This is a genomic window from Streptomyces sp. NPDC030814, assembly GCF_055572155.1.
On the sequence record NZ_JBVIDX010000002.1, the window covers coordinates 58173 to 82021 of the forward strand.

At 71.6% G+C, this 23849-nt stretch carries 18 protein-coding genes, 1 tRNA gene and 1 pseudogene; 19 read left to right on the top strand and 1 reads right to left on the bottom strand.

The window, feature by feature from the left end; translation table 11 throughout:
* Positions 1–66 precede the first annotated feature (66 nt).
* The 19 genes and pseudogenes from ACZ43N_RS03785 to ACZ43N_RS03875 all read left to right on the top strand — a co-directional run bounded on the left by ACZ43N_RS03785 (position 67) and on the right by ACZ43N_RS03875 (position 21104).
* Positions 67–741 (top strand): GntR family transcriptional regulator, encoded by a 675-nt coding sequence (locus tag ACZ43N_RS03785; protein WP_468094742.1) that lies wholly within the window; start codon positions 67–69, stop codon positions 739–741.
* Positions 742–772: 31 nt separating this feature from the next.
* Positions 773–1018 (top strand): hypothetical protein, encoded by a 246-nt coding sequence (locus ACZ43N_RS03790; protein WP_468094743.1) that lies wholly within the window; start codon positions 773–775, stop codon positions 1016–1018.
* Positions 1019–1216: 198 nt separating this feature from the next.
* Entirely contained in the window at positions 1217–2398 is a 1182-nt protein-coding gene (locus tag ACZ43N_RS03795) for an ROK family transcriptional regulator (RefSeq protein ID WP_468095486.1), read from the top strand.
* 114 nt (positions 2399–2512) lie between these two features.
* The gene (locus tag ACZ43N_RS03800; RefSeq protein WP_468094744.1) at positions 2513–4138 is read left to right on the top strand and encodes a sugar ABC transporter ATP-binding protein; all 1626 of its coding nucleotides are present in this window, start codon (positions 2513–2515) and stop codon (positions 4136–4138) included.
* The gene (locus ACZ43N_RS03805; protein WP_468094745.1) at positions 4135–5154 is read left to right on the top strand and encodes an ABC transporter permease; all 1020 of its coding nucleotides are present in this window, start codon (positions 4135–4137) and stop codon (positions 5152–5154) included. The genes ACZ43N_RS03800 and ACZ43N_RS03805 overlap by 4 nt, the downstream gene beginning before the upstream one ends.
* Before the next feature lie 36 nt (positions 5155–5190).
* Positions 5191–6228, top strand: a complete 1038-nt coding sequence (locus tag ACZ43N_RS03810; RefSeq protein WP_468094746.1) for a substrate-binding domain-containing protein — start codon at positions 5191–5193, stop codon at positions 6226–6228.
* 119 nt (positions 6229–6347) lie between these two features.
* Entirely contained in the window at positions 6348–7628 is a 1281-nt protein-coding gene (locus ACZ43N_RS03815; protein ID WP_468094747.1) for a Gfo/Idh/MocA family protein, read from the top strand.
* Between the two features lie 14 nt (positions 7629–7642).
* Positions 7643–8647, top strand: a complete 1005-nt coding sequence (locus tag ACZ43N_RS03820) for a sugar phosphate isomerase/epimerase family protein (RefSeq protein ID WP_468094748.1) — start codon at positions 7643–7645, stop codon at positions 8645–8647.
* Between the two features lie 353 nt (positions 8648–9000).
* Positions 9001–11454, top strand: a complete 2454-nt coding sequence (locus ACZ43N_RS03825; protein WP_468095488.1) for a PQQ-dependent sugar dehydrogenase — start codon at positions 9001–9003, stop codon at positions 11452–11454.
* Between the two features lie 42 nt (positions 11455–11496).
* Positions 11497–12870, top strand: coding sequence for a ThuA domain-containing protein (locus ACZ43N_RS03830; protein WP_468094749.1), 1374 nt, complete (start codon positions 11497–11499; stop codon positions 12868–12870).
* A 132-nt stretch (positions 12871–13002) separates the two neighbouring features.
* Complete coding sequence (locus tag ACZ43N_RS03835) at positions 13003–14316, top strand: inositol-3-phosphate synthase (RefSeq protein ID WP_468094750.1); 1314 nt, start codon at positions 13003–13005, stop codon at positions 14314–14316.
* Complete coding sequence (locus ACZ43N_RS03840) at positions 14313–15194, top strand: sugar phosphate isomerase/epimerase family protein (RefSeq protein ID WP_468094751.1); 882 nt, start codon at positions 14313–14315, stop codon at positions 15192–15194. Before ACZ43N_RS03835 ends, ACZ43N_RS03840 begins: the two co-directional genes overlap by 4 nt.
* Positions 15194–15889, top strand: coding sequence for an EboA domain-containing protein (locus ACZ43N_RS03845; protein ID WP_468095489.1), 696 nt, complete (start codon positions 15194–15196; stop codon positions 15887–15889). Before ACZ43N_RS03840 ends, ACZ43N_RS03845 begins: the two co-directional genes overlap by 1 nt.
* Complete coding sequence (locus ACZ43N_RS03850; RefSeq protein ID WP_468094752.1) at positions 15889–16737, top strand: TatD family hydrolase; 849 nt, start codon at positions 15889–15891, stop codon at positions 16735–16737. Before ACZ43N_RS03845 ends, ACZ43N_RS03850 begins: the two co-directional genes overlap by 1 nt.
* Positions 16738–16740: 3 nt before the next feature.
* On the top strand, positions 16741–17910 hold the full coding sequence (eboE, locus tag ACZ43N_RS03855) for a metabolite traffic protein EboE (protein WP_468094753.1): 1170 nt from the start codon (positions 16741–16743) through the stop codon (positions 17908–17910).
* Positions 17907–19286 (top strand): nucleotide pyrophosphatase/phosphodiesterase family protein, encoded by a 1380-nt coding sequence (locus tag ACZ43N_RS03860; protein WP_468094754.1) that lies wholly within the window; start codon positions 17907–17909, stop codon positions 19284–19286. The genes eboE and ACZ43N_RS03860 overlap by 4 nt, the downstream gene beginning before the upstream one ends.
* Positions 19287–19362: 76 nt before the next feature.
* On the top strand, positions 19363–20409 hold the full coding sequence (locus ACZ43N_RS03865; RefSeq protein WP_468094755.1) for a sugar phosphate isomerase/epimerase family protein: 1047 nt from the start codon (positions 19363–19365) through the stop codon (positions 20407–20409).
* Positions 20410–20508: 99 nt separating this feature from the next.
* Positions 20509–20695, top strand: a pseudogene (locus tag ACZ43N_RS03870) (succinate--CoA ligase subunit alpha); the annotation flags it as partial.
* Positions 20696–21019: 324 nt separating this feature from the next.
* Positions 21020–21104, top strand: a tRNA-Leu gene (locus ACZ43N_RS03875).
* Positions 21105–21627: 523 nt separating this feature from the next.
* Here ACZ43N_RS03875 and ACZ43N_RS03880 read toward each other — a convergent pair.
* On the bottom strand, positions 21628–23808 hold the full coding sequence (locus ACZ43N_RS03880; RefSeq protein WP_468094756.1) for a UvrD-helicase domain-containing protein: 2181 nt from the start codon (positions 23806–23808) through the stop codon (positions 21628–21630).
* Positions 23809–23849 lie beyond the last annotated feature (41 nt).

Genomic DNA, 23849 nt, shown 5'->3' on the forward strand with positions numbered 1-23849 from the left:
CTTTCCAGTACGGGCCGTTGACTTTCCGTGCGCAGTACACCCAGTGGTGCTCTGGAGGGGGACCCGATGTTGTCGACAGGACTGCCGCAAGGGGCCGTGCCCAAGCTCGAACGTCCCGGCCCCCTGCGCGACCGCGTCTACGAAGCCCTTCTCGAACTGATCACCACACGCGCCCTGCGCCCCGGCCAGCACCTGGTCGAGAGCGAACTCGCCGGCCACCTCGGTGTGTCCCGGCAGCCGGTCCGTGAGGCCCTCCAGCGTCTGAACACCGAGGGCTGGGTCGACCTCAGGCCCGCGCAGGGCGCCTTCGTGCACGAGCCGACGGAGGAGGAGGCCGACCAACTCCTCACCGTCCGCACCCTGCTGGAGGCGGAGGCGGCCCGCCTCGCCGCGGCGAACGCCGGTACGGCGGGCATCACGGCGCTGGCGGAACTCTGTGCGGAGGGCGAGCGGGCCGTCGACGCCGACGACGTGGACGCCGCCGTCGCCACGAACGCCCGCTTCCACGCCAAGGTCATGGAACTCGCCGGCAACACGGTCCTCGCCGAACTCGCCGCCCAGGTCGACCGCCGCGTCCGCTGGTACTACACCCCGGTCGCCCGGCAGCGCGGCCACCAGTCCTGGATCGAACACCGGGAACTGATCGCGGCGATCTCCGCCCGCGACGAGCAGCGGGCGACGGAGGTCATGCGGGCGCACACGGAGCACACGCGGAAGACGTACCACGAGCGGGAGAAGTAACCGGCGAAGGGACAGCCCTTAGGTTCGGGGTATGGCCGTATGGATCGAGTTCAGTGACCGCAGTCGCGAGATGGCCCGGTACGAGGACGAGGACATCAGCAAGACCGAGCGGCACACCTTTCACTACGCGCTGGCTCCGAACGGTTTCCTGATCGTCTACCGGCAGACTCACGTCATGAAGCGGGGCACCGTTGTCGAACCGGGGTCCCGCCAGGAGCTGACGGTGTACAACTCGTCGGCCTGGTTCTCGGTTCAGGGATCCCGGATCGACCCGTAACGCATGACTTCGCCCCTTCGTGCGGCTCCGCACGCTCCCCTTTGTCCTGTGAGTGGAGAAAGTTGACGGCAATCTCTGCGCAACTTCTTCCCAGCGGTGGTGACCACTGCTACGTTCCCTGCGAAAGCAAGCCACACTGAAGTGGCCGGAACCCAGCGGACACAGGCCGGTCGAGGCGGGGAGGGGCTCGTGAGACGTATGACGGCTCGTCCCGCGAACTCGCACCAGGCACGGCTGCTGAAGCTGTTGCGGGACGGCGGGCCCAACTCCCGGGCCCAACTCGGTGACCGGATCGATCTCTCCCGGTCGAAGCTGGCCGTCGAGGTGGACCGGCTCCTGGAGACGGGCCTGGTCGTGGCCGACGGACTCGCCGCCTCCCGCGGCGGCCGGCGCTCTCACAACCTCCGGCTCGCTCCCGGGCTCCGTTTCCTGGGCGTGGACATCGGTGCGACCTCGATCGACGTCGCCGTCACCAACGCGGAGTTGGAGATCCTCGGCCACATCAACCAGCCCATGGACGTCCGGGACGGCCCCGTCGCCGTCTTCGAGCAGGTCCTCTCCATGGCGGCCAAGCTCAGGGCCTCGGGGCTCGCGGAAGGGTTCGACGGCGCCGGTATCGGTGTCCCCGGGCCGGTCCGCTTCCCCGAGGGTGTCCCGGTGGCCCCGCCGATCATGCCCGGCTGGGACGGGTTCCCGGTGCGCGAGGCGCTCAGCCAGGAACTCGGCTGCCCGGTGATGGTCGACAACGACGTGAACCTGATGGCGATGGGGGAGCAGCACGCGGGCGTGGCCCGCTCCGTGGGCGACTTCCTCTGCGTCAAGATCGGCACCGGCATCGGCTGCGGCATCGTCGTCGGCGGGGAGGTCCACCGCGGTACGACGGGCAGCGCCGGCGACATCGGCCACATCCTCGCCGTACCGGACGGCCGTCCCTGCGCCTGCGGCAACCGCGGCTGCCTGGAGGCCCACTTCAGCGGCGCCGCGCTCGCCCGCGACGCCAAGGAGGCCGCCCAGCAGGGCCTCTCGGTGGAACTGGCCTCCCGGCTGGAGGCGGGCGGCACCCTGACCGCCGTCGACGTCGCCAACGCGGCCGCCGCCGGTGACGCCACCGCCCTCGACCTGATACGCGAGGGCGGCAACCGCACCGGCCAGGTCATCGCCGGACTCGTCAGCTTCTTCAACCCCGGCCTGGTGGTGATCGGCGGTGGGGTGACCGGCCTCGGCCACACCCTGCTCGCCGCCATCCGCACCCAGGTCTACCGCCAGTCCCTGCCCCTCGCGACGGGCAACCTGCCCATCGTGCTGGGGGAGTTGGGCCCCACCGCCGGAGTCATCGGCGCGGCCCGCCTCATCAGCGACCACCTGTTCTCACCCGCGTAACCGCTCCGTAGTAGCGATCACCAGCACAGCGCCCTGCTCTGCCCTGCCCGAACGCGCCTGCCTCGCAGGCTGATTCGCCCTGCAACCGGCCCGCACGCCCGCCAAGGGGAACTCATGGCACCAGAATTACCGCTGCTCACCATGTCCGGCATCACCAAGTCGTTCCCCGGCGTCCGGGCCCTCGACGGCGTCGACCTCGACGTCCAGGCAGGAGAGGTCCACTGCCTGCTCGGCCAGAACGGCGCCGGCAAGTCCACCCTGATCAAGGTGCTCGCGGGCGCCCACCAGCCCGACGGCGGCACCATCACCTGGCGGGGCGAACCCGTCACCCTCAAGTCGCCGATCGCCGCCATGCGCCTGGGCATCGCCACCATCTACCAGGAACTGGACCTGGTGGAGCACCTCTCCGTGGCCGAGAACGTGCATCTGGGGCATGAGCCCACCGCCGCCGGTTTCGTCGTACGGGGAAAGGCCGCGCGGGCGTCGACCGCCGCCCTGCTGAGGCGACTCGGCCACCCGGAGATCGCCCCGGCCCGCCTCGTCGGCGAACTGTCCGCCGCCCAGCAGCAGATCGTCTCCATGGCCCGGGCGCTCTCCCACGACGTACGCCTCATCGTGATGGACGAACCGTCCGCCGCCCTCGACCCCGACGAGGTCGACAACCTGTTCAGAATCGTGGGGGACCTGACCGCCGACGGGGTCGCCGTCGTCTACATCTCGCACCGGCTGGAGGAGATCCGCCGGATCGGCGACCGGGTGACCGTACTCAAGGACGGCCGGGCGGTGGCGGGCGGGCTGCCGGCGAAATCGACGCCGACCCGCGAGGTCGTGGCGCTGATGACCGGCCGGAACGTCGAGTACGTCTTCCCGGACCGGCCGCCCGCCCCGCCGCCGGAGGCCGCCCCTCCCGTCCTGGAGGTGCGAGGGCTGGCCCGCGACGGGGAGTTCGAGACCCTCGACCTGGACGTCCGGCCCGGGGAGATCGTGGGCCTCGCCGGACTCGTCGGCTCAGGCCGCTCCGAGATCCTGGAGACCATCTACGGCGCCCGCAAACCCTCGGCCGGGGAGGTCCGCGTCGACGGACGGCCGCTGCGGACCGGCAGCGTACGGGCCGCCGTACGCGCCGGACTCGGACTCGCCCCCGAGGAACGCAAGGCACAGGCGCTGCTGATGCTGGAGTCGGTCACCAGAAACGTTTCGGTGTCGACGATGTCCCGCTTCGCCCGGGTCGGGTGGATCGACCGGAGCGCCGAGTTCCGGGCAGCGCGCGCCGCGACCCGTGAGCTGTCCCTGCGCCCCGACAACCCCGCCGTACCGGTCCGCACCCTGTCCGGCGGCAACCAGCAGAAGGCCGTCCTCGCCCGCTGGCTGCTGCGCGGCTGCCGGGTACTGCTGCTGGACGAGCCGACCCGGGGCGTCGACGTGGGCGCCCGCGCCGAGCTGTACGCGGTGGTGCGACGCCTCGCCGACGAGGGTCTCGCCGTGCTGCTGGTCTCCAGCGAGGTGCCCGAAGTCCTCGGCCTCGCCGACCGCGTGCTCGTACTGCGCGAGGGCCGGGTCGTGCACACCGCGCCCGCCCGAGAACTCGACGAACACCGCGTCCTCGACCTCGTGATGGAAGGAAGCCCCGTGGCAAGTGCAGCCAGTCCCGCCGTCGCGGCCGGTCCGGTGACCGGCGCGGGCAGTCCCTCGACCGGTGCGGGCAGCCCGGCGGCCGGCGAAGGGAGGCCGGCGTCATGACGCAGCCCGTGTCCCCGCCCCGCGACGCGACCGACAAGGCGACCCCCGTCGTCCCATCGCCCGCCTGGCGCACCGTCCTCTTCCGCGCCGACGTCCGCACCCTGTCCCTCCTCGGTGTCCTCGCCGCGCTGATCGTCATCGGCGGCATCACCAAGCCCGACGAGTTCCTGGACACCCGCAACCTCCAACTCGTCCTCACCCAGGCCTCCGTGATCGGTGTCGTCACCGTCGGCATGACCTTCGTCATCACCTCCGGCGGCATCGACCTGTCGGTGGGCGCCATCGTCGCCCTGGCCTCCGTGTGGGCCACCACGGTGGCCACGCAGGAGTACGGTTTCGCCGGCATCCTCTTCACCGCCGTGATCGTCGGCGTCGGGTGCGGCCTGGTGAACGGACTGCTCATCGCGTACGGCGGGATGGTTCCCTTCATCGCCACGCTCGCCATGCTCGCCTCGGCCCGCGGGCTCGCCCTCCAGATCACCGACGGCAAGACCCAGATCGTCACCGTGGAGGGCGTCCTCGACCTCGGCGAGCGCGACGCGTACCTGCTCGGCATCCCGCCGCTGGTGCTGGTCTTCGCGGTCGTGACGGTCATCGGCTGGCTCGTGCTGAACCGCACGACCTTCGGCCGGCGCACGGTCGCCGTCGGCGGCAACGCGGAGGCGGCCCGGCTCGCGGGCATCGACGTCCGCCGCCAGCGCCTCTACCTCTATCTGCTCTCCGGGCTGTGCTGCGGCATCGCCGCGTTCCTGCTGATCGTGCTGTCCGGCTCGGGCCAGAACACCAACGGCAACCTCTACGAACTCGACGCCATCGCCGCCGCGATCATCGGCGGCACGCTCCTCACCGGCGGCCGGGGCACCATCACGGGCTCCGTGCTCGGCGTCCTGATCTTCACCACGATCACCAACATCTTCGCGCTGAACAACCTCCAGAGCGACGTCCAGCAGATCGCCAAGGGCGCGATCATCGTCGCCGCGGTCCTGGTCCAGCGACGCACGGCCAGCACGACCTGACCCACCGAAGAGCCCCCACCGGAAAGGTCCACCGCCATGCCACAGTTCCCCAGCCGCAGAGGACTGCTCTTCGGGACCGCCGCCGTCTCGGCCGGCACCCTCCTCGTCGGTTGCACCAGCAATGAGACCGGCGACAAGGCCGCCGAGGACAAGCAGCCCGCCGCCGACGACAAGCCCGGCAAGGAGGTGACCATCGGCTTCGCCGGACCCCAGGCCGACCACGGCTGGCTCAACGCGATCAACGACAACGCCAAGAGCCGCGCGGAACGGTACGAGGACGTCACCCTGGAGATCACCGAGGGCTCCAACGACACCGCCCAGCAGATCGGGCAGATCGAGACCCTCATCAACAAGAAGGTCGACGTCCTGGTGGTCCTGCCCGCCGACGGCAAGGCCCTCACCCAGGTCGGCCTGAAGGCGATGCGGGCAGGCATCCCCGTCATCAACCTCGACCGGATCTTCAACTCCCCGCAGGCGTACCGCTGCTGGATCGGCGGCGACAACTACGGCATGGGCCTCAACGCCGGGCACTACATCGGCGAGAAGCTCAAGGGAAAGTCCGACGCCCGCGTCATAGAACTCGCCGGGCTCGACAACCTGGAACTCACCAAGCAGCGCACCCAGGGCTTCGACGACGCCCTGAAGAACTACCCCAACATCAAGAAGGTCGCCCGCCAGGCCGCCGAGTTCACCGTGGAGTCAGGGCAGGCCAAGATGGCCCAACTCCTGCAGGCCCAGTCGAAGTTCGACGCCCTGTGGAACCACGACGACGACCAGGGCGTGGGCGCGCTGCGCGCCATCGAGCAGGCCGGACGCGACGACTTCCTCATGGTCGGCGGCGCGGGCGCCCTCTCCGCCTTCCAGGCCATCAAGAAGGACGACGGCGTCCTCAAGGCGACCGTCCTCTACCCGCCGACCATGGCCGCCTCCGCGATCGACCTCGCGCGCGCCCTGGGTCAGAGCAAGGGCATCGGCGGTCTCGCCGAGTTCGAGATCCCGTCCTCGGTGACGCTCTACTCGGCCGTCGTCGACAAGGACAACGTCGACCAGTACATGTCCACCGGCTTCAAGTGACGGCTCCCGCCGGACGGGCCCGACCGGGACGACCACCGGGAGCCGGCGGGCGCCGCTCCCGGAGACCCCCGGTAGGGCCCCACCCCCCACCGCGCCGCGACCACGAGGAGGACACACGCATGGGACAGCCGCAGCAGCCCGACCAGGCCGAGGCGGAGGAGGCAGGGGCCCCAGGGGCCGGCACCGGTGCCGGGACCTGGCCCGCCGGGCTCGCCGGCGGGATCGGCAGACCGCCGCTGCGGGTCGGCATGGTCGGGTACGCGTTCATGGGGGCCGCGCACTCGCAGGGCTGGCGGACCGCCGCACGCGTCTTCGACCTGCCGCTCGGCCCGGTGCTCGCCGCGGTGTGCGGACGGGACCGCGAGGCCGTGCGGGCCATGGCGGACCGGCACGGCTGGGCCACGACGGAGACCGACTGGCGGGACCTCGTCGCCCGCGACGACATCGACCTCGTCGACATCTGCACCCCCGGCGACAGCCACGCCGAGATCGCCCTCGCCGCCCTGGCCGCCGGCAAGCACGTGCTCTGCGAGAAGCCGCTCGCCAACACCGTCGAGGAGGCGGAGGCGATGACGGCGGCGGCCGAAGAGGCCCACGCGCGGGGCCAGGTGGCGATGGTCGGCTTCAACTACCGCCGGGTGCCCGCCACCGCGCTGGCCCGCCGCATGGTCGCCGAGGGGCGGCTCGGCGCCCTGCGCCACGTACGGGTGACGTACCTTCAGGACTGGCTCGTGGACCCTGAGTTCCCCCTCACCTGGCGGCTGCGCAAGGAGTCGGCCGGCTCCGGGGCGCTCGGCGACCTGGGGGCGCACATCGTCGACCTCGCGCAGTACCTCGCGGGGGAGCCGGTGGCCGGAGTCTCGGCGCTGACCGAGACCTTCGTACGGGAACGCCCCCTGCCCGCCGGGGCGTCCAGCGGCCTGGCCTCGGCCGGCGGCTCCGCCACACGCGGGGCCGTCACGGTCGACGACGCCGCCCTGTTCACCGGCCGCTTCGCCTCCGGCGCGATCGCCTCCTTCGAGGCCACCCGCTTCGCCACCGGCCGCAAGAACGCCCTGCGCATCGAACTCAACGGTGAGCACGGATCGTTGGCATTCGACCTGGAACGGCTCAACGAGCTCTCCTACCACGACCACACCGAGCCCGGCGCCCACGCCGGCTTCCGCCGCATCCTCGTCACCGAGTCCGACCACCCCTACCTGGACGCATGGTGGCCGCCGGGCCACGGCCTCGGCTACGAGCACACCTTCGTCCACCAGGCCCGCGACCTGGTCCACGCCATCGCGGCGGGCGAGCGGCCCGAACCGTCCTTCGCCGACGGGCTCCAGGTGCAGCGCGTGCTCGCGGCGGTCGAGGAGAGCGCCGAGAAGAACTCCGTCTACACCCCCACAGCGGTCTGAGGAGGCCCCGCATCATGCCGCGCACCTTCACGCTCTTCACCGGCCAGTGGGCCGACCTCCCCCTCGAAGAGGTCTGCCGCCTCGCCCGTGACTTCGGCTACGACGGACTCGAACTCGCCTGCTGGGGCGACCACTTCGAGGTCGACAAGGCTCTCGCCGACCCGTCGTACATCGCCTCCCGGCACCAGCTCCTGGAGAAGTACGGCCTCAAGTGCTGGGCCGTCTCCAACCATCTGGTCGGCCAGGCCGTCTGCGACGCCATCATCGACGAACGCCACCGGGCCATCCTGCCCGCCCGGATCTGGGGCGACGGCGAACCCGAGGGCGTACGGCAGCGGGCCGCCGCCGAGATGGCCGACACCGCGCGGGCAGCCGCCGCCTTCGGTGTCGACACCGTGATCGGCTTCACCGGCTCCGCCATCTGGCACCTGGTCGCCATGTTCCCGCCCGCCCCCGAGCCGATGATCGGGCGCGGCTACGACGACTTCGCGACGCGCTGGAACCCGATCCTCGACGTCTTCGACGCCGAGGGCGTGCGCTTCGCCCACGAGGTCCACCCGAGCGAGATCGCCTACGACTACTGGACCACCCAGCGCGCCCTGGAGGCGGTCGACCACCGCCCGGCCTTCGGCCTGAACTTCGACCCCTCGCACTTCGTGTGGCAGGACCTCGACCCGGTCGGCTTCCTGTGGGACTTCCGCGACCGGATCTACCACGTCGACTGCAAGGAGGCCCGCAAGCGCCTCGACGGCCGCAACGGCCGCCTCGGCTCGCACCTGCCCTGGGGCGACCCGCGCCGCGGCTGGGACTTCGTGTCGGCCGGGCACGGTGACGTCCCCTGGGAGGACGTCTTCCGGATGCTCCGCTCGATCGGCTACGAGGGCCCGATCTCCGTCGAGTGGGAGGACGCCGGCATGGACCGGCTCCAGGGCGCCCCCGAGGCCCTGAACCGCCTCAAGGCGTTCGACTTCGAACCGCCGTCCGCCTCGTTCGACGCGGCGTTCGGCGGCAACGACTAGTGCTGTGACCGGAAAGGTTCACCGGCTCCAACTGTCGTCCGCGACGCGTCCCTCCTGTGTCCGCCCGCCTCCGGGCGGGTGACGGGACGCCGCGGACACGACCCGGGCCCGGCGCGGCAGCGGGCCATCCGTTCGGCCGGGCCCCCACCGCCCGGCCGGGTCTCCGGGGTGACGGCGCACCCCGGCGTACCGCACACACCCGTACACGTCCGTACGACCAAGCCCCTCCTTGGAGGCCCTTCGTGCACCCGTACGACGACAACAGACACCCCACCAGCCCCTTAGAGGCTGGTGTGAAAGTCCCGCACAGCACCGAACACCGCGGGCACCGCACAGGACTTTCCCACCAGCCCCTGGGACGCCGGAGAGTCCGTGGGCCCCTGGCGCTGCTGAGCGGTCTGCTGCTCGCCGGCGCCTCGCTCTCCCTGACCTCGCCCGCCGCGGGTGCCGCCGAGGCCGCCCCGCAGGCAGCCGCGGCCGAGGACTTCCAGCAGGTCACCCTCGCCAAGGGTGAACCGGAGGTGGGCGAGCCCATGTCCCTCGCCGTCCTCCCGGACCGCTCGGTGCTGCACACCTCCCGCGACGGCGAACTGCGGCTGACCGACGCGGCCGGCAACACCCGCCTCGCCGGCAGACTCGATGTGTACTCCCATGACGAGGAGGGCCTCCAGGGCATCGGCGTCGACCCCGACTTCGCCGACAACCGCTTCATCTACCTGTACTACGCGCCCCCGTTGAACACTCCGGCCGGGGACGCCCCCGAGACCGGCAGCGCCGCCGACTTCGCGCCCTTCGACGGCGTCAACCGCCTCTCCCGCTTCGTCCTGAAGACGGACGGCACCCTCGACAAGGCCAGCGAGAAGAAGATCCTCGACGTGCCCGCCTCGCGCGGCATCTGCTGTCACGTCGGCGGCGACATCGACTTCGACGCGGCGGGCAACCTGTACCTGTCGACCGGCGACGACAGCAACCCGTTCCAGTCGGACGGCTTCACGCCCATCGACGAGCGCGCGAACCGCAACCCGGCCTTCGACGCCCAGCGCACCTCCGCCAACACCAACGACCTGCGCGGCAAGATCCTCCGCATCAAGGTCAAAGCCGACGGCTCGTACGCCATACCCGACGGCAACCTCTTCGCGCCCGGCACCGACAGGACACGCCCCGAGATCTACGCGATGGGACTGCGCAACCCGTTCCGCTTCAGCGTCGACAAGAAGACCGGCATCCTCTACGTCGGCGAGTACGGCCCCGACGCGGGCGCCGCCAACCCCTCGCGCGGACCGGCCGGACAGGTCGAGTTCGCCCGGGTGACCAAGCCCGGCAACTTCGGCTGGCCGTACTGCACCGGCAAGAACGACGCCTACGTCGACTACGACTTCGCCACCGGCACCTCCGGCGCGGCCTTCGACTGCGCGGCGCCGAAGAACACCTCGCCGAGCAACACCGGTCTCACCGACCTGCCGCCCGCCGAGCCCGCCTGGATCCCGTACAACGGCAACTCCTTGCCCGAGTTCGGCGACGGCTCCGAGTCCCCGATGGGCGGCCCGGTCTACCACTACGACGCCTCCCTCGACTCCCCGGTGAAGTTCCCCGAGGCCTACGACGGGGACTTCTTCGCCGGTGAGTTCGGCCGCCGCTGGATCAAGCGGATCACCAGCGACGCCGACGGCACCGTGCGGTCGATCGCCAACGTGCCGTGGACCGGCACCCAGGTGATGGACATGGCCTTCGGCCCGGACGGCGCGCTGTACGTCCTCGACTACGGCATCTCCTGGTTCGGCGGCGACGAGCACTCCGCCCTGTACCGGATCGAGAACGCCACCGACGGCCACTCGCCGGTCGCCCAGGCCGCCGCCGACCGCACCTCCGGTCAGGCGAAGCTCAAGGTCCGGTTCTCCTCCGCGGGCACCAGCGACCAGGACGGCGACGCCCTCACCTACAGCTGGGACTTCGGCGACGGCGGCACCTCCACGGCGGCGAACCCGACGCACACCTACAAGAAGAACGGCACCTACACGGCGACCGTCACCGCGAAGGACCCCTCCGGCCGCACGGGCGGCGCCAGCGTGCGGATCGTCGTCGGCAACACCGCGCCCAAGGTGACCCTGGAACTCCCGCAGGACGGGCAGTTGTTCGCCTTCGGTGAGGCCATACCGTTCAAGGTGAGGGTCAGTGACCCGGAGGACGGCCGGACCATCGACTGCGCCAAGGTCAAGGTCACCTTCGTGCTCGGCCACGACAGCCACGGCCACCCGGTGACCTCCGCCAACGGCTGCACCGGCTCCATCCAGACCAGCGCCGACGGCGGCCACGACGAGAACGCCAACATCTTCGGGGTGTTCGACGCCGAGTACACCGACGGCGGGGGCGGCGGCCAGGACCCGCTGACCACCCACGACCGGCACGTCGTCCAGCCCAAGCACCGCCAGGCCGAGCACTACGGCGACTCCTCCGGCATCACCGTCCAGTCGAAGGCCACCGCCCACGGCGGCAAGACCGTCGGGGACATTTCCAACGGCGACTGGATCTCCTTCAAGCCGTACGTCCTGTCCAACGCCACGAAGATCACCGCGCGCATCTCCTCCGGAGGCGCGGGCGGCAGGCTGGAGGTCCGGGCGGGCTCGCCCACCGGCCGGCTGCTCGGCACCACCACCGTGCCGGTCACCGGCGGCTGGGAGAACTTCCAGGACGTCACCGCGAACCTCACCAGGGCCCCGCGCGGCACCACCACGCTCCACCTGGTGTTCAAGGGCAAGGGCTCCGGCGGACTGTTCGACGTGGACGACTTCACGTTCACGACGAGGTGAGGGGCGATCATGCGAACGAACGGACGTATAACGAACGGACGCATGTGGACGGCCGCGATCGGCGCCGCCCTGCTGATCGGCTGCGTCTCGGGACCGGCCGTGTCCGATGAGGGGGCCGGCACCGGGACGGCACGCGGCTCCGCACAGTCCCGGGTGCTGGTGTTCTCCAAGACCGCCGGCTTCCGGCACGACTCCATCCCCGAGGGCATCACCGCCGTACGGGAACTCGGCGCCGCCCACGGCTTCCAGGTCGACGCCACGGAGGACGCCGGCGCCTTCACCGCACGCAACCTCGGCCGGTACGCCGCCGTGGTCTTCCTCTCCACGACCGGCGACGTCCTGAACCCGGCCCAGCAGACCGCGTTCGAGCGGTACATCAAACGCGGCGGCGCCTACGTCGGCATCCATGCCGCCGCCGACACCGAGTACGACTGGGCCTTCTACGGCGGACTCGCGGGCGCGTACTTCCAGTCGCACCCCGCGATCCAGCCCGCGACGGTCGACGTCGAGGACCACGCCCACCCGGCGACCGCCTCACTGGGCGCGACCTGGAACCGCACGGACGAGTGGTACAACTACCGCTCCAATCCCCGGGAACGGGCCCATGTCCTCGCCTCGCTCGACGAGTCCTCGTACAGCGGCGGCACCATGAACGGCGACCATCCCATCGCCTGGTGCCAGAACTACCAGGGCGGCCGCGCCTTCTACACCGGGGGCGGCCACACCAAGGAGTCGTTCGCCGAACCCGCCTTCCGGCAGCACCTGCTGGGCGGCATCCGGTGGGCGATCGGCGAGGCCCGGGCCGACTGCCGGCCGGAGAACGGCTACCGGCCGCTCTTCGACGGCAGCTCACTCGACGGCTGGCGGCAGGCCGGGCCGGGCTCCTTCGAACTCGGCGCCGACGGCACGCTGACGTCCACCGGCGGCATGGGTCTGCTCTGGTACGCCGACCGGAGCTTCGGGTCGTACTCCCTGAAGCTCGACTGGAAGACGGCCGGCGCCTCGGGCGACGACAACTCCGGCGTGTTCGTGGGCTTCCCGCCCTCGGACGACCCGTGGTCGGCCGTGAACAACGGCTACGAGATCCAGATCGACGCCACCGACGTGCCCGAGCGGACCACCGGGTCCGTCTACGGCTTCCGCTCCGCCGACATCAGGAAGCGCGACCGCGCACTGAACCCGGCGGGGGAGTGGAACACGTACGAGATCCGGGTGGAGGGCGAACGCCTCCGCGTCTGGCTCAACGGCGTACAGATCAACGATTTCACCAACACCGATCCGGCCCGCAGCCTCAGGGACGGTCATCTCGGCATCCAGAACCACGGTGCCGACGACCGGGTGTCGTTCCGTGACATCCGGATCAAGGAACTGCCCGCGCGGACCGCCGGCACGGCGGCCCCGCCCTCGGGCGACTGAACGGCGGCGGGCGGGGGACGCCGGACCTCCGCCCGCCGCCTCCCCCTCCCGGCGTACCCACATTCCGGTGCCTGCCAGGTCCGCCCGGCGCGTCCGGGTCCCCGCACCACGTGCTCGACAAGGAGGCTGCCCATGTCCGCGTCCCCGTCCGTGTCCGTGCCGGGTTCCGCGCCGCGTGTCGGTGTCTGGCTGATCGGGGCCCGCGGCTCCGTCGCCACCACCGTCGTCGCGGGCTGCGCGGCCCTCACGGCGGGTTTGCACGCCCCCACGGGCATGGTCACCGCGACCCCCCTCTTCACCGGCTCGGGCCTCCCGCCCCTGACCTCCCTCGTCTTCGGCGGCCACGACACGACGGACTGCCCCCTGCCCAAGCGCGCCGAGGCCCTCGCCGCCGGCGGTGTCCTGCCCCCAGACCTCCCCGCGGCCGTCACCGCCGAACTCGCCGCCGCCGACCACGAGATCAGGCCCGGCGGCCCCCTCCCCGGCGACACCCGGACCCCCGACGAGCTGATCTCCGCCTTCTCCGCCGACCTCCAGGACTTCGTACGACGCCGGGGCCTCACCCGCGCCGTCGTCGTGAACCTGGCCTCCACGGAACCCGCGCCCACCGGCACCGCCCCGCCCCCCAGCTCCCTGTACGCGGCGGCCGCCCTGCGCGCCGGCTGCCCCTACGTCAACTTCACCCCGTCGACGGGCCTGCACCACCCCGCCCTGACGACCCTGGCCGAGTCGGCGGACGTCCCCTGGGCGGGCCGCGACGGCAAGACGGGCCAGACCCTGCTCCGGTCGGTCCTCGGCCCGATGTTCGCCCAGCGGGCGCTGACCGTGCGGGCCTGGTCCGGCACGAACCTCCTCGGCGGCGGCGACGGTGCCGCCCTCGCCGACCCGGCGGCCGCCGCCGCCAAGAACGCCGGCAAGGAACGCGTCGTGACCGACACCCTCGGCACGACCCCCGAGGGCGAGACCCACATCGACGACGTCCCCGCGCTCGGCGACTGGAAGACCGCCTGGGACCACATCGCCTTCGACGGCTTCCTCGGCGCCCGCATGGTCCTCCAGACCACCTGGCAGGGCTGCGACTCCGCGCTCGCCGCACCCCTGGTCCTCGACCTCGCCCGCCTCCTCGCCCGCGCCCACGAAGCGGGCCTGACGGGCCCCCTGTCCGAGCTGGCCTTCTACTTCAAGGACCCGGTGGGCGAGGCCCCGTCGGCGCTGGGAGAGCAGTACGCGATGCTCGCGGGGTTCGCGGAGCGGCTGCGGACCGGAGGGCGGGACCTGTCGTCGGCCGCCGCGGCGGCCGACGACCCTTTTCCCGCCGGGCCGGAGGACGGGCCGCCGACGGCTGGGCGCGGGCCGGGGCGGACGTCCCTGTCAGGGCCGCGCCGGCCGGGCGGACCGGGGCCGCGCCCGGTGCGTGAACCGGGGCCGCGAGGTGAGGCCCGATGACTCCCCGGGCCACGTCCCTCGCCTTCGGCTACGGCACCAACGGTCTCACCGACCTCCGTCCCGACGACGCCCTCGCCCTCCTCGCCGACCTCGGTTACGACGGCGTCGGACTGACCCTCGACCACATGCACCTCGACCCGCTCGCCCCCGACCTCGCGGCCCGTACCCGGCGTCTCGGGCGACGGCTCGACGCCCTCGGTCTGACCGTCACCGTGGAGACCGGCGCCCGCTATGTCCTCGACGCCCGCCGCAAGCACGGCCCGACGCTGCTGGACGCCGATCCGGACGACCGCGACCGCCGCGTGGGCCTGCTCCTGACGGCCGTACGGGTCGCCGCCGACCTGGGCGCCCACGCCGTGCACTGCTTCAGCGGCGTCACCCCGCCCGGCACCGACGAGGACACCGCCTGGAAGCGCCTCCCGGACGCGCTCGCCCCTGTCGTCGACGCCGCCACGGCCGCCGGGGTCCCGCTCGCCGTCGAACCCGAACCCGGCCACCTCCTGGCCACACTCGCCGACTTCCACCGCCTGCGCGAGGCCCTCGACAGCCCGGCCGCCCTCGGCCTCACCCTCGACATCGGCCACTGCCAGTGCCTCGAACCTCTCCCGCCCGCCCAGTGCGTCCGCGCCGCGGCGCCCTGGCTGCGGCACGTCCAGATCGAGGACATGCGGCGCGGTGTCCACGAACACCTGCCGCTCGGCGAGGGCGAGATCGACTTTCCGCCCGTCCTCGAAGCGCTGGCCGCCGTCGACTACCGGGCCCTGACCGTCGTCGAACTGCCCCGCCACTCCCACGCCGGCCCCCACCAGGCCGAGCGGTCCCTCTCCTTCCTCCGCCGGACGACCGGCCGCACGGCCCACACCCGGAGCACCTCGTGATCCGTCACCGCCCCCCGACACCGGCCGACCCGACGGCCCGCCCCGGCCACCCGGCCCGCACCACCCCCGCTGATCTGCGCGGTCCACTGGGCGCGCGGCTCGACGCCGCCGCCCGCGCCTGGCTGGACCGGGCCCTCGACGAGGCCGCGGACCACCCCGGCACCCACGGCCCCATCTCCGTGTGGGAGCTGCGCCTCGCCGAGGCCGGCCGCCGCTGCGGCACCGAACACGCCGACGCCGCCCGCGTCCTGATCCTGCACGCGGCCCGCGCCGACACCGACGCCCTCACCCGCGTCTACCGGCAGGGCACCGCCGACGAACGCCGGGCCGTGCTCCACGCGCTGCCCCACCTCGTGTCCGGCCCCGACGCGTTGCCCCTCGTCGAGGACGCCCTGCGCACCAACGACACACGGCTCGTCGCCGCCGCCCTCGGCCCCTATGGGGCAAGCCACCTCGCCCCGCACGACTGGCGGCACGCCGTCCTCAAGTGCCTGTTCACCGGTGTGCCCGTCGACGAGATCAGCGACCTCGCCCGCCGCGCCCAGGGCGACACCGAACTCGCCCGCATGCTCGACGCCTACGCCGAGGAGCGCGCCGCAGCCGGCCGTCCCGTGCCCGGCGACCTGTACCGCGTCCTGGCCCTGACCGCGCTCCCACCGGCCGACGAGCCCGGCACCGACGGCAAGGAGACCTGATGCGCCTCTTCGACCCCCACATCCACATGACGTCACGCACCACCGACGACTACGAGGCGATGCACGAGGCGGGCGTCCGCGCGGTCGTGGAGCCGGCCTTCTGGCTGGGGCAGCCCCGCACGTCCCCCGCCTCCTTCCTCGACTACTTCGACTCCCTGCTCGGCTGGGAGCCCTTCCGAGCCGCCCAGTACGGCATCGCCCACCACTGCGCCATTGCCCTCAACCCCAAGGAGGCCAACGACCCGCGCTGCACCCCCGTCCTGGACCACCTGCCCCGCTACCTCCTGAAGGACCGCGTCGTGGCCGTCGGCGAGATCGGCTACGACGCCATGACCCCCGCCGAGGACCTCGCCCTTGAGCACCAGCTCCAGCTCGCCGCCGACCACGGCCTGCCCGCCCTGGTGCACACCCCCCACCGCGACAAGCTCGCCGGACTGCGCCGCACCGTCGACGTGGTGCGGGCCTCCGAGCTGCCGCCCGAGCGGGTGCTGCTGGACCACCTGAACGAGACCACCGTCAAGGAGGCCAAGGACAGCGGCTCCTGGCTCGGCTTCTCCGTCTACCCCGACACCAAGATGGACGAGGAGCGCATGGTCGCCGTCATCAGGGCGTTCGGCACGGAGAAGGTGCTGGTCAACTCCGCCGCCGACTGGGGCAGAAGCGACCCCCTGAAGACCCGCCGGGTCGCCGACGCCCTGCTCGCCGCCGGGTTCGACGAGGACGACGTGGACCTGGTGCTGTGGCGCAACCCGGTCGCCTTCTACGGGCTGAGCGGCCGTCTCGACCTCGACGCCACCACGACCGGCGCCACCCACGAGGGCAACAGCATCCTGCGCGGCGGGGAGTGACCCATGCGCTTCCGCCACCCCGACGGATCCACCGTCCACCTCGCCTACTGCACCAACGTGCACCCCGCCGAGACCCTCGACGGCGTCCTCGCCCAGCTGCGCGACCACTGCGAACCCGTACGCCGGCGCCTCGGCCGTGACCGCCTCGGCATCGGCCTGTGGCTGGCCAGGGACGCCGCCGACGCCCTGATCACCGACCCGTCCGCCCTGCGCGGCCTGCGCGCCGCACTCGACCGGCGAGGCCTCGAAGTCGTCACCCTCAACGGCTTCCCGTACCAGGGCTTCGGTGCCGAGGAGGTCAAGTACCGCGTCTACCGGCCCGACTGGGCCGACCCCGAGCGCCTCGACCACACCACCTCCCTGGCCCGGGTCCTCGCCGGGCTCCTCCCCGACGACGTCACGGAGGGCACCGTCTCGACCCTCCCGCTGGCCTGGCGCACCGCCTACGACGACACCCGCGCCGACGCCGCCCACACGGCCCTGCGCACCCTCGGTGAACGCCTCGACGCCGTCGCCGAGCTGACCGGCCGCTCCATCCGCGTCGGACTGGAACCCGAACCCGGCTGCACCGTCGAGACCACCGCCGACGCCATCGGCCCGCTCACCGCCATTGGCCACGACCGCATCGGCATCTGCGTCGACACCTGCCACCTCGCCACCTCCTTCGAGGACCCGCACACCGCCCTCGACGCACTCGTCCGGGCCCGCGTCCCCGTGGTGAAGTCGCAGCTGTCCGCCGCCCTGCACGCCGAACACCCCCATCTGCCCGAGGTCCGCGAGGCACTCGCCGCCTTCGACGAACCCCGCTTCCTGCACCAGACCCGCACAGCGACCGCCACCGGCCTGCGCGGCACCGACGACCTCGGCGAGGCCCTCACGGGCGACGCCCTGCCCGACGCGTCCCCGTGGCGCTCCCACTTCCACGTCCCCCTGCACGCGGCCCCCGCAGCCCCCCTCACCTCCACGCTCCCGGTCCTCCGGACCGCCCTGACCCGCCTCGTCGGCGGCGTCCACCCCCTCACCCGCCATCTGGAGGTCGAGACCTACACCTGGCAGGCCCTGCCGGCCGAGCTGCGCCCCACCACCCGGGCCCGTCTCACCGACGGCATCGCCGCCGAACTCGGCCTGGCTCGCGACCTGTTGGCGGATCTCGGACTGAAGGAGCTGCCATGAGCGCACCCACCCCGCTCCTCGTCCTCGACGTCGTCGGACTCACCCCCCGTCTCCTCGACCACATGCCCCACCTCAAGTCCCTCGCCGGATCCGGCTCCCGCGCCCACCTCGGCACCGTCCTGCCCGCCGTCACCTGCGCCGCCCAGTCGACCTTCCTCACCGGCTCGCCCCCCGCCGGGCACGGCATCGTCGGCAACGGCTGGTACTTCCGGGAACTCGGCGACATCCTGCTGTGGCGCCAGCACAACGCGCTCGTCGCCGGCGACAAGCTGTGGGACGCCGCCCGCCGCGCCCACCCCGGCTACACGGTCGCCAACATCTGCTGGTGGTACGCCATGGGCGCCGACACCGACATCACCGTCACTCCCCGACCGATCTACTACTCCGACGGCCGCAAGGAACCCGACTGCTACACCCGGCCCCCGGCCCTGCGCGACGAACTCACCGCGAAGTTCGGCACCTTCCCCCTGTTCCACTTCTGGGGTCCCGGTGCCGACCTCGTCTCCAGCCGGTGGATCATCGACGCGACCCGCCACATCATCCGCACCCGCCGCCCCGATCTGACCCTCTGCTATCTCCCGCACCTCGACTACGACCTCCAGCGTTACGGCCCCGACGACCCGCGCTCCCTGAAGGCGGCCGCCGACCTGGACCGGGCCATGGCACCCCTGCTCGACGACGCCCGAGCCGAGGGCCGCACCGTGGTGGCGCTCTCCGAGTACGGCATCACCCGCGTGGACCGGCCCGTCGACATCAACCGCGCCCTGCGCCGCGCCGGCCTCCTCGACGTCCACACCCAGGACGGCATGGAGTACCTCGACCCGATGGCCTCACGGGCCTTCGCGGTCGCCGACCACCAGATCGCCCACGTCTACGTACGCCGCGCCGAGGACCTGGAGGCGACCAGGGAGGCCCTCGCCGACCTCCCGGGCATCGACCAGCTCCTCGACGACGAGGGCAAGAAGGCCCACCACCTCGACCATCCGCGCTCCGGCGAACTCGTCGCCGTCGCCGAGCCGGACGCCTGGTTCACGTACTACTACTGGCTCGACGACGACCGCGCGCCCGACTTCGCGCGCACCGTCGAGATCCACCGCAAACCCGGCTACGACCCGGTCGAGCTGTTCATGGACCCGCGCGACCCCTACGTGAAGCTCAAGGCGGCCACCGCACTGGCCCGCAAGAAACTGGGGCTGCGCTACCGCATGGCGGTCGTGCCCCTGGACCCCTCGCCTCTTCGCGGCAGCCACGGCCGCCTGCCCCTGAGCGACGACGACGGTCCGCTCCTCATCTGCTCCACCCCCCGCGCCGTCGGCGACCGTCTCGCGGCCACCGATGTGAAAGCCCTGCTGCTCCGGCTGGCCGGTCTGACGTGACCGTCCGGCATCCGCACCGATCACCAGTGAAGCACCCACCACTGACAACGCCCGCCCACACAGAGGAGCCCCCCGCATGAGCCGCACCTCCCAGCCCGACCCCGAACTCACCCACCGCCTCAGCAGACGAGGCATGCTCGGCGTGGCCGCGGGCGCCACCGTCGCCGCCCTGCTGGGCACCGCCGCGTCCCCCGCCCAGGCCGCCGACGGCGCCGAGTCCGCCACCGCGGGCCAGGGACGGGGCCGCCCCGTCCTGCCGCCCGGCCGCCTCGGCATCCAGCTCTACAGCCTCCGCGACAAGGTCTCCACCCTCGGCTTCGCGCCCGTCTTCGCCGAACTGGAGAAGTACGGCTACGACGAGGTCGAGTTCGCGGGCTACAGCCAGGGCTCCGCGGGGCCCATCACGCTGGCGCAGCTGAAGCGGCTGGCCCGGAACCACGGCCTCACCCCGATCGGCAGCCACGTCGGCTACTACTCCGACGACCCGAACGCGTACACGTTCGCCCAGAACCTCGACAAGGTCCTCGACGACGCCCAGGCCCTCGGTCTGAAGCACATCGGCACCGCCGCCGGTCCCTTCCGCTACGGCACCACCGTCGACGCCGTGAAGCGGGCCGCCGAGGAGTTCAACACCTACGGCGCCGCGGCCAGGGCGCGCGGCATGAAGTTCTACCAGCACAACCACTCCGAGGAGTTCTCCTTCGCCTCGGACAAGCCGCGCGTCCGCCTCTACGACGTGCTGCTCCGCGAGACCGACCCCAGCCTCGTCTACCTGGAGATGGACATCTTCTGGGCGTACGTCGCCCAGTTCCGCTTCTCGAAGCGGCCCGACGGCACACCCGCCCCGTTCGAGCCCCTCGACTACGTCCTCAGGTGCCCGAACCGCTATCCGCTCTTCCATGTGAAGGACGGCGAGAGCGACCCGTCGAACCCCTTCGGCTACCGCATGGTGGATGTCGGCGACGGCGACATCGACTACCAGAGGTTCATCTCGGCCGTCACCCGGCTCAAGGGCCACCGCCTCGCCCACCACTGGCAGGCCGAGCACGACAACCCCGCCGAGTCGTTCACCTTCGCCCGCCGCTCCAGCGAGCATCTGCACTCGCTGCGGGAGAAGTGCTGACCCTGGCGGGCGCGAACAACGGCAGCAGGCGGTCGCCCGGTGGTGCGGGACCACGGGGCGGCCGCCTGCTGCCGTACGCCTCGGCGTCGGGCCACCTCGTACGTCGCCGGGTTCACAGCGCCCGAGGGCAGGACGATGGGCCACGCCGGGAGCGATCGTCTCCGGTTCCGGTTCGTCCGGCCCGGTCCAGGCCAAGGAGGCCCTGGGAGCGGTCGGCGTACGGGTCGGGAACACGCCCACCGAGACCGCCCGGCTGGTCCTGGCCGCCCTCGAAGGCGGTGCATGACATGACACCGACGGCCACCTCCGCCGGCACATCCCCCGGCCACCTCACCCTGAAAGCCGGCACCCCCTGGCCCGACGCCTGGCGACGCTGTCTCGCCGTCGCCCCCGAGGCCTTCGGGGACGACCGTGTCCTCAACCTGTGGGACGCTGCCTGGCGCCGAGGCGTGATCGTACAGTCACGTTCGGTAAGGTCGCGCGGCTCGCTCGTCGAGGCCCGCGCGGCTCCGCCCGGGGCCCGGATATGCAGGTGAAAGCCACTCCGAAACCTTGGTATTGTTGTCCATGTCGCCGCGGGGAACACCCCCGGTCAGGCGCCAGACACCTAGTCCGGGTGGCGGAATGGCAGACGCGCTAGCTTGAGGTGCTAGTGCCCTTTATCGGGCGTGGGGGTTCAAGTCCCCCCTCGGACACTCACAGGGACGTTCGCAAGATCGTCCCGAAGCGTTCACGAATTACCGGTCGAGTCATGTGACTCACCGGTATTTCGTCATTTGTGGGGCCTTCAGGCCGCGTGATCGGCTCGGTGAGGGGTGAGGCGGTGGCGGTCCAGGTACTGCGCCCCTCACCTGCGGAAACAGGACATGCCTGGGCGACGGCTTGTAGCCGTGGCGCAGGCGTGTGGGGTTTTCACGGGGCGGAGCGCGGCGGAGGAGTGCCCTTCGCGTGGCGGAGGCTCGACCTGCCCGGTCGGAAGTGGTCGCGCCAGGGACGGGTCGGAGGGCTCACCGGTTTGGGTTGCAGCGCTCTGCGTGCTGACTTTGCGGGGCTGGTGCCCTGGTCGCGGAGGAACCGTCGGATGGCTCTGAGGTTCGCCACGAAGATGATGACGGCAGCGAGCAGGGTCTGTGCGACGCGTCCGTGAGGCCGGCGGAGCTGGGGATTGAAGTTTCCCCGTGATCTCGGAATCGTGGTGACCACGATCAAGGGGAAGCTTCACTTCGCCGGACTCTTGAGAGATGTACCGGCCCCCACCCCCGCCTCCACCAGGAACGGACTCGGCTCGCCCGACCACGACACGTACAGGCTGTCGCGCGCTCTCGTGCAGGCGACGAACAGCAGGCAGCGTTCCGACATCATGTCCGTCTCGTGCTGCTTGGCGTCCAGCTCGGCCGGCGTCACCGCCTTCGCGAACGGCACGGCACCGTCGTTGGCGCCGATCACGGCGACGCAGCGAAATTCGAGTCCCTTGAACGAGTGCATGGTTCCGACGCGTACGGCATCAGCCGCGCTCGCGGTGTCTGCGGACCGCAGCGATACGGCGGGGATGTCGGCGGCCTTGAGGTGGGTCACCGCCTTGGCGCACGTCTTGTTGAACCGGGTACTCACCCCGATCTCCTCGGCGCCGACACCCGCCTCCAGCCACGCCCGCACCTGGGAGACCAACGCCGCGAGTTCGGCGTCCTCGTCGGCCGCCGCGTGCACGGCAGGCCCGTCGCCGTGCAGGGCGGAGCGGTAGCCGAGCAGTGTGTCGTCGCGACCCTCGTCCTCCAACTGGGCGATGGGGCGGCCGATGAGCAGGGCAGTGGACCAGCGCAGGATTTCCTGGGTGCTGCGGTAGTTCTTGCGCAACTTCACCGACCGCCCGGTGACCTTGATGCCGAGCGACTTCAGGGACACCTTCGAGTCGTAGATGCGCTGGTGCGGGTCGCCCGCGATGAACAGGTCGTCCGGGCGGGCAGGCACGGCCGCGCGCAGCAGACGCCACTGCGCCGGGTGCAGGTCCTGCGCCTCGTCCACCACCACATGCCGGTACTGCGGCCCCTTCTCCGCCAGCAGCCGCGCCGCCTCCGCGCAGGTCTGCAGCCAGGTCCGGGCCCCGTCCGCAGCCAGGCCGTTCGTGAACCGCTCCACCGTCTCCCACACCAGCGGCCGCTCGGCCGCGGTCAGCCGGCTCCCGCGCCCACGCCGGTCCGCCGACTCGTACTCGGCGAGGCTCCGGATGTCCTGGGCGAGGATGACGTGCCGGTACTCCTGGGCGAGGAACTGCGCGCTGCCGGGGAACCCGGTCGCCTTGGCGGCCTTGCCCCAGCGGCTCTCCTCCTCGTTGTTCATCAGCGGCCGCAGCGCCACCGCGCCCTGCTCCACGGCGACGACCCGGCTGGCGAATCCGTCCACCGTCGAGACGTCCACCTTCTCGCGCAGCTCCGGGTCCTCCACCAGCGACTCGAGGCCGGAGCGGAGCGCGTTGACGAGCGCGTTGGTGTAGGTGGTGAGCAGGATGCGGTCCCCGTCGCGCAGGTGCCCCAGCAGGTGCTTGACGCGGTGCAGGGCTACGACGGTCTTGCCGGTGCCGGGCCCACCGGTGACCTGGGCCGGCCCCGAGTACGACGCCCGGTAGGCCACCTTGCGCTGCGAGGGGTGCAGGAACACCCGCCAGGCCGCGAACGGCTTCTCCAGGATGTCCCGCAGTTCCTCCGGCGCCGTGACCAGCGCGATGCGCGCCCGGGTGTGCCGGATCGCCGTCTCGTAGTCCTGCGTGTCCACCGGCTGCGTCGACGCCTGGAGGGCGGGCGCGACGATGTCCTGCCACACCTCCTCGATCGGGATCCCTTCAGCGAGGTACTGCAGCACCTCCCGCTGGTCCTGCGGCAGCAGCGGCGCGAACACCTCCAACTGCTCCTTGTCGACGAGCGACCGCGCCTGCCGCAGCGTCTCGTCGTCGATGCCGAGAGCCTTCAGGTCCCCGTCGGAGAACTCCGCGAACAGCCGCTTCTTCGGCGAGCCCTCCGCGACCCGCTCGTACGCCGGCGTGAGCTCGTCCAGGGTCGCGGCGTCCCGGATCTCGACGGCCCGCGTCACCTCGTTGATGCTGGCCTTCTGCTTCTTCGCCCAGGCGATCGCCTTGTCGTGCTGCATGACCCGCAGCAGGATGAACGTGTCCCCCGTCGGCGGAGCAAGGACCACACCGCGCCAGAACTGGTCGATACGGATCGTCCGTATCTGCTTGTCCTTGGCGTTCGTCAGGCTCTCCAGCTTCAGGCCCTGATCCTTGAAGAGCTGATCGAGGGTGAGCTGGCTGAACTTCTCCCACGCCTCCAGCACGCCCTTCCTGACCGGTGGCTGAAGCTTGGGGAGTTCGGCGAAGAAACCGATGTCGAAGGCGAGCTGCGGCATGAGGGGATCCTAAGGGCCGGGCGGGGCGCGATGCGGGCGGA

What these genes read in the sequence shown, in the direction of transcription:
- ACZ43N_RS03795 (WP_468095486.1), top strand. Translation starts at nt 1,217, where the DNA reads ATGACGGCTCGTCCCGCGAACTCGCACCAGGCACGGCTGCTGAAGCTG.
- ACZ43N_RS03850 (WP_468094752.1), top strand. Translation starts at nt 15,889, where the DNA reads ATGCGCCTCTTCGACCCCCACATCCACATGACGTCACGCACCACCGAC.
- ACZ43N_RS03810 (WP_468094746.1), top strand. Translation starts at nt 5,191, where the DNA reads ATGCCACAGTTCCCCAGCCGCAGAGGACTGCTCTTCGGGACCGCCGCC.
- ACZ43N_RS03820 (WP_468094748.1), top strand. Translation starts at nt 7,643, where the DNA reads ATGCCGCGCACCTTCACGCTCTTCACCGGCCAGTGGGCCGACCTCCCC.
- ACZ43N_RS03805 (WP_468094745.1), top strand. Translation starts at nt 4,135, where the DNA reads ATGACGCAGCCCGTGTCCCCGCCCCGCGACGCGACCGACAAGGCGACC.
- ACZ43N_RS03815 (WP_468094747.1), top strand. Translation starts at nt 6,348, where the DNA reads ATGGGACAGCCGCAGCAGCCCGACCAGGCCGAGGCGGAGGAGGCAGGG.
- ACZ43N_RS03830 (WP_468094749.1), top strand. Translation starts at nt 11,497, where the DNA reads ATGTGGACGGCCGCGATCGGCGCCGCCCTGCTGATCGGCTGCGTCTCG.
- eboE (WP_468094753.1), top strand. Translation starts at nt 16,741, where the DNA reads ATGCGCTTCCGCCACCCCGACGGATCCACCGTCCACCTCGCCTACTGC.
- ACZ43N_RS03840 (WP_468094751.1), top strand. Translation starts at nt 14,313, where the DNA reads ATGACTCCCCGGGCCACGTCCCTCGCCTTCGGCTACGGCACCAACGGT.
- ACZ43N_RS03800 (WP_468094744.1), top strand. Translation starts at nt 2,513, where the DNA reads ATGGCACCAGAATTACCGCTGCTCACCATGTCCGGCATCACCAAGTCG.
- ACZ43N_RS03790 (WP_468094743.1), top strand. Translation starts at nt 773, where the DNA reads ATGGCCGTATGGATCGAGTTCAGTGACCGCAGTCGCGAGATGGCCCGG.
- ACZ43N_RS03835 (WP_468094750.1), top strand. Translation starts at nt 13,003, where the DNA reads ATGTCCGCGTCCCCGTCCGTGTCCGTGCCGGGTTCCGCGCCGCGTGTC.
- ACZ43N_RS03785 (WP_468094742.1), top strand. Translation starts at nt 67, where the DNA reads ATGTTGTCGACAGGACTGCCGCAAGGGGCCGTGCCCAAGCTCGAACGT.
- ACZ43N_RS03860 (WP_468094754.1), top strand. Translation starts at nt 17,907, where the DNA reads ATGAGCGCACCCACCCCGCTCCTCGTCCTCGACGTCGTCGGACTCACC.
- ACZ43N_RS03865 (WP_468094755.1), top strand. Translation starts at nt 19,363, where the DNA reads ATGAGCCGCACCTCCCAGCCCGACCCCGAACTCACCCACCGCCTCAGC.
- ACZ43N_RS03880 (WP_468094756.1), bottom strand. Translation starts at nt 23,808, where the DNA reads ATGCCGCAGCTCGCCTTCGACATCGGTTTCTTCGCCGAACTCCCCAAG.